This window comes from Vibrio sp. OPT46, from assembly GCF_015163535.1.
GTDB classification, from domain to species: domain Bacteria; phylum Pseudomonadota; class Gammaproteobacteria; order Enterobacterales; family Vibrionaceae; genus Vibrio; species Vibrio alginolyticus.
In genome coordinates, this window is the sequence record NZ_JADDYG010000397.1 from 66,197 (window position 1) to 70,597 (window position 4,401).

A 4,401-nucleotide genomic window follows, 5' to 3' on the forward strand; every position below is an offset into this window, starting at 1 on the left:
AAAAATTGCTTATGTAAATACAGCTCAAGTTTTCCAAGCTCTTCCTCAACGTGAAGTTGTACTACAAAAAATGCAGAAAGACTTCAAAAGCAAAGCTGATGAACTGAAGTCAATCCAAGCACAAGCTAAAACAAAGATTGAGAAGCTACAACGTGACGGCGAGCTTTTGGGTCAAGACGAAGTTGAAAAGCTACGTATCGATATCGCGAAGCTAGACAGCGAGTACAAAGTGAAAGCACAAGCACTTGAAAAAGCAAGTGCGCGTCGTGAAGCTGAAGAAAAAGCGAAGCTTTTCAAAACGATTCAAGATGCAGTTAAGAAAGTCGCAGACAAAAATGGTTACGATCTTGTGATTGATATCTCTGCTTTGCAGTACGGCAAGCCAGAATACAATATTTCTGAAGACGTAATTAAAGCTCTAAAATAAGAAGTTATGAAGACATTAACATTAGCCGAATTGGCGACAATTACCGGGGGTGAGCTGTTTGGTGACGAGTCTCTCGTTGTAAGCCGTGTTGCCCCAATGGATAAAGCACAAGAAGGTGACGTAACCTTCTTGTCTAACCCAAAATACGCAAAACACCTTTCTGAGTGCCAAGCTACCGTTGTTATGGTAAAGGCTGAGCATAAAGATCAATGCGTTGGAAATGCGCTAGTGGTTTCAGACCCTTATGTCGCATTTGCTCGTGTGGTCCAAGCGATGGATACCACACCAACACCGGCAGACGATATTGCACCAAGTGCTGTGATTGCCGGCGACGTTAAGATGGGTGAGAACGTTACAATCGGCGCTAACGCTGTGATTGAAACGGGCGTAGAACTCGGCGATAACGTAAGCGTTGGCGCTGGTTGTTTTATCGGTAAGAACGCCAAACTAGGGAATAACACCAAGCTTTGGGCTAATGTCACTATCTATCATGAAGTGTCATTGGGTGATGACTGTCTCGTTCAATCGGGTACCGTCATTGGCTCTGATGGCTTCGGTTATGCGAATGACAAAGGCGAGTGGATCAAAATTCCTCAGCTTGGTTCAGTGCGTATCGGTAACCGCGTTGAGATTGGTGCTTGTACTACGATTGACCGCGGTGCACTCGAAGATACTATCATTGAAGACAATGTCATTCTGGATAACCAACTTCAAATCGCGCACAACGTGCAGATCGGATATGGTACCGTGATGCCTGGTGGTACTATTGTCGCGGGCAGTACAAAAATTGGTAAGTACTGCCAGATTGGCGGCGCGTCTGTTCTGAATGGCCATATCACTATCGCAGATGGTGTGGCGATTACAGGTATGGGCATGGTAATGCGCAGTATCGAAGAAAAAGGCCTTTACTCATCAGGTATTCCACTACAAACGAACAGAGAGTGGCGTAAAACTGCAACTCGAGTTCACCGTATTGATGAGATGAATAAGCGCCTAAAAGCGGTTGAAAAACAGCTGGAACAGAAAGAAGAAATTTAGAACAAGTTATCTTTCGCTCTGTATTTAACGTGAAAGCTAACAGGCTCTAGTTCCATATTCTGTACGAAGACTCGCGAAATGCGGGTCTTTTTCTTCTATAATGACGCGCTCTAAGTAGATTTAACTCCAAGATGGTGCGTATTTTGCTAGTATATTGCAAAGCGATTCGGCTTTACGACCTGTTGCCACGTTTGCCATCTTGGCGGCAAAAAATTGATATAGGAAGACGACTTTGACTACTGAAAAGAAAACGATGAACATCTCTGAAATTCAAGAGCTACTACCTCATCGCTACCCATTCTTATTGATCGACCGAGTGATAGACTTCCAAGAAGAGAAGTACCTTCACGCGATTAAAAACGTGTCGGTTAACGAACCTCAGTTCACAGGTCACTTTCCTCAACTACCAGTATTCCCAGGTGTTTTGATTTTAGAAGCAATGGCTCAGGCAACAGGCTTACTTGCATTTAAATCATTTGGTGCACCAACAGAAAATGAACTGTACTACTTTGCAAGCGTAGACGGCGCGAAATTCCGTAAACCAGTGGTTCCGGGCGACCAATTGGTTATTGAGGTAGAATTTCTGAAAGAACGTCGCGGCATTGCTGCATTTAGCGGTGTAGCAAAAGTTGACGGCGAAGTGGTATGTTCTGCAGAACTGAAGTGTGCTCGTCGAGAGTTTTAATATGATTCATGAAACCGCTAAAATCCACCCGGCAGCGGTGGTAGAAGAGGGCGCCAAAATTGGTGCTAACGTAACAGTAGGTCCTTTTACGTACATCACCTCTACGGTTGAAATTGGTGAAGGCACAGAAGTGATGTCTCACGTTGTGATCAAAGGTCACACGACTATTGGCAAAGATAACCGTATTTTCCCACATGCTGTCATCGGCGAAGAAAACCAAGACAAAAAATACGGTGGTGAAGACACAACTGTGGTTATCGGTGACCGTAACGTCATTCGTGAAGCGGTCCAAGTTCACCGCGGCACAGTGCAGGACAAAGCAACCACGATCATTGGTGATGACAACTTATTGTGTGTGAATGCACACGTTGCGCATGATGTTGTTATTGGTAACCACACTCATATCGGTAATAACTCGATTCTTGGTGGTCACGTTACTGTTGATGATTATGCCGGTGTGATGGCACTGTCTGCGATTCATCCGTTTTGTACAGTGGGCGCTTACGCTTACATTGGCGGCTGTTCAGCTGTGGTGCAAGATGTCCCAGCTTATGTACTCGCGCAAGGTAACCACGCTACTCCATTCGGCTTGAACCTTGTTGGCTTGAAGCGTAATGGCTTTGAGAAACCAGAGATTCGTGCGCTACAAAAAGCGTATAAAGAAATCTACCGTTCAGGTAAGACGCTAGAAGAAGTGAAGCCTATTCTGGCTGAAATGGCTCAAGAGTGGCCGGCTGTGAAGCGTTTCTCAGATATTCTGGAAACGACGGAACGTGGCATTATTCGTTAATTGGCGAATGAACCAATAAATAAAAAGATCGTGACCAAATTTGAGGTTACGATCTTTTTGTGTTTTATGGATAAGGCAAACCGTTATCCATAGCGCACAGGAAAAATAGCGAAGTAGATATGGAAAGACCATTACGTATTGGCATCATTGCCGGAGAATTGTCTGGCGATACGCTAGGTGAAGGCTTTATCAAAGCAGTAAAGCAACAATATCCAGACGCAGAGTTCGTAGGCATTGGTGGTCCGAAAATGATAGCCCAAGGTTGCGAGTCTCTGTTTGATATGGAAGAGCTTGCGGTGATGGGATTAGTCGAGGTTTTAGGCCGCTTACCGAGACTTCTTAAAGTGAAAGCTGAGCTCGTTCAGTATTTTACTCAGAATCCGCCTGATGTTTTCATCGGGATCGATGCTCCTGACTTCAACTTACGCCTGGAGCTTGACCTCAAGCAAGCGGGCATTAAAACCGTTCATTACGTGAGTCCGTCTGTTTGGGCTTGGCGTCAGAAGCGCATCTTTAAAATAGAAGCGGCAACGAACTTGGTGCTAGCATTTCTTCCGTTTGAGAAAGCGTTCTACGACAAATTTAATGTACCTTGCGAGTTCATTGGTCATACCTTGGCTGATGCCATCCCACTAGAATCAGAACAAGCGCCTGCACGTGAGTTGCTTGGTTTAGAACAAGATAAAAAGTGGCTTGCTGTCCTGCCAGGCAGTCGTGGTAGCGAGTTAAAAATGCTCTCAGAGCCATTTATTGAAACCTGCAAGTTACTCCATAAAAAATTTCCAGAACTGGGGTTTGTTGTCGCGCTTGTTAATCAAAAACGCCGTGAGCAGTTTGAACAAGCATGGAAAGAGCTAGCGCCAGAGTTGGACTTCAAGTTAGTTGATGACACCGCACGCAACGTCATCACCGCATCCGATGCCGTGATGTTGGCCTCCGGTACCGTAGCGTTGGAGTGTATGCTTCTCAAGCGTCCAATGGTGGTGGGTTATCGTGTGAATGCATTTACTGCTTTTTTAGCTAAACGTCTATTGAAAACGAAGTATGTGTCATTGCCGAATATCTTGGCGGATGATGAGCTCGTCAAAGAATATCTACAAGATGAGTGCACACCAGACAATTTGTTTACTGAGGTTTCTCGCTTATTGGAAAGCGATAATAAACCGATGTTAGATAAGTTTACGGAAATGCATCATTGGATTCGTAAAGATGCGGATCAACAAGCCGCAAACGCGGTTCTAAAACTGATTGAAAAATAGAGATTTATCATGGCTGTTAAACCAAAAGCGACCAAAACCAAAGTTGAACTCCCTCCGTTTGAATATCCGCAAGGTTATCAGCTTGTGGCCGGAGTCGACGAGGTAGGACGTGGCCCTTTGGTAGGAGACGTCGTCACCGCTGCGGTTATCCTTGATCCTAACAATCCTATTGAAGGGTTGAACGATTCGAAAAAATTGACCG

At 44.9% G+C, this 4,401-nt stretch carries 5 protein-coding genes and 1 pseudogene; all 6 read left to right on the forward strand.

Annotated features, from left to right (window positions below):
* The coding region (locus tag IQR33_RS18435; protein ID WP_193843914.1) for an OmpH family outer membrane protein at positions 1-427 on the forward strand (427 nt) is incomplete at its 5' end.
* A gap of 6 nt (positions 428-433) precedes the next feature.
* On the forward strand, positions 434-1,465 hold the full coding sequence (gene lpxD / locus IQR33_RS18440) for a UDP-3-O-(3-hydroxymyristoyl)glucosamine N-acyltransferase (RefSeq protein WP_054576287.1): 1,032 nt from the start codon (positions 434-436) through the stop codon (positions 1,463-1,465).
* A gap of 232 nt (positions 1,466-1,697) precedes the next feature.
* Complete coding sequence (gene fabZ, locus IQR33_RS18445; protein ID WP_005380349.1) at positions 1,698-2,150, forward strand: 3-hydroxyacyl-ACP dehydratase FabZ; 453 nt, start codon at positions 1,698-1,700, stop codon at positions 2,148-2,150.
* Position 2,151: 1 nt separating this feature from the next.
* A complete protein-coding gene (gene lpxA / locus IQR33_RS18450; protein WP_005380357.1) occupies positions 2,152-2,940 on the forward strand; it encodes an acyl-ACP--UDP-N-acetylglucosamine O-acyltransferase in 789 nt (262 codons plus the stop codon).
* A gap of 119 nt (positions 2,941-3,059) precedes the next feature.
* Positions 3,060-4,199, forward strand: coding sequence for a lipid-A-disaccharide synthase (gene lpxB, locus IQR33_RS18455; RefSeq protein WP_017636041.1), 1,140 nt, complete (start codon positions 3,060-3,062; stop codon positions 4,197-4,199).
* Between the two features lie 9 nt (positions 4,200-4,208).
* Positions 4,209-4,401, forward strand: a pseudogene (locus IQR33_RS33465) (ribonuclease HII); the annotation flags it as partial.

Excerpts from the sequence above, each read along its gene's own strand:
- lpxB (WP_017636041.1), top strand. The coding sequence starts at position 3,060 with ATGGAAAGACCATTACGTATTGGCATCATTGCCGGAGAATTGTCTGGC.
- lpxA (WP_005380357.1), top strand. The coding sequence starts at position 2,152 with ATGATTCATGAAACCGCTAAAATCCACCCGGCAGCGGTGGTAGAAGAG.
- lpxD (WP_054576287.1), top strand. The coding sequence starts at position 434 with ATGAAGACATTAACATTAGCCGAATTGGCGACAATTACCGGGGGTGAG.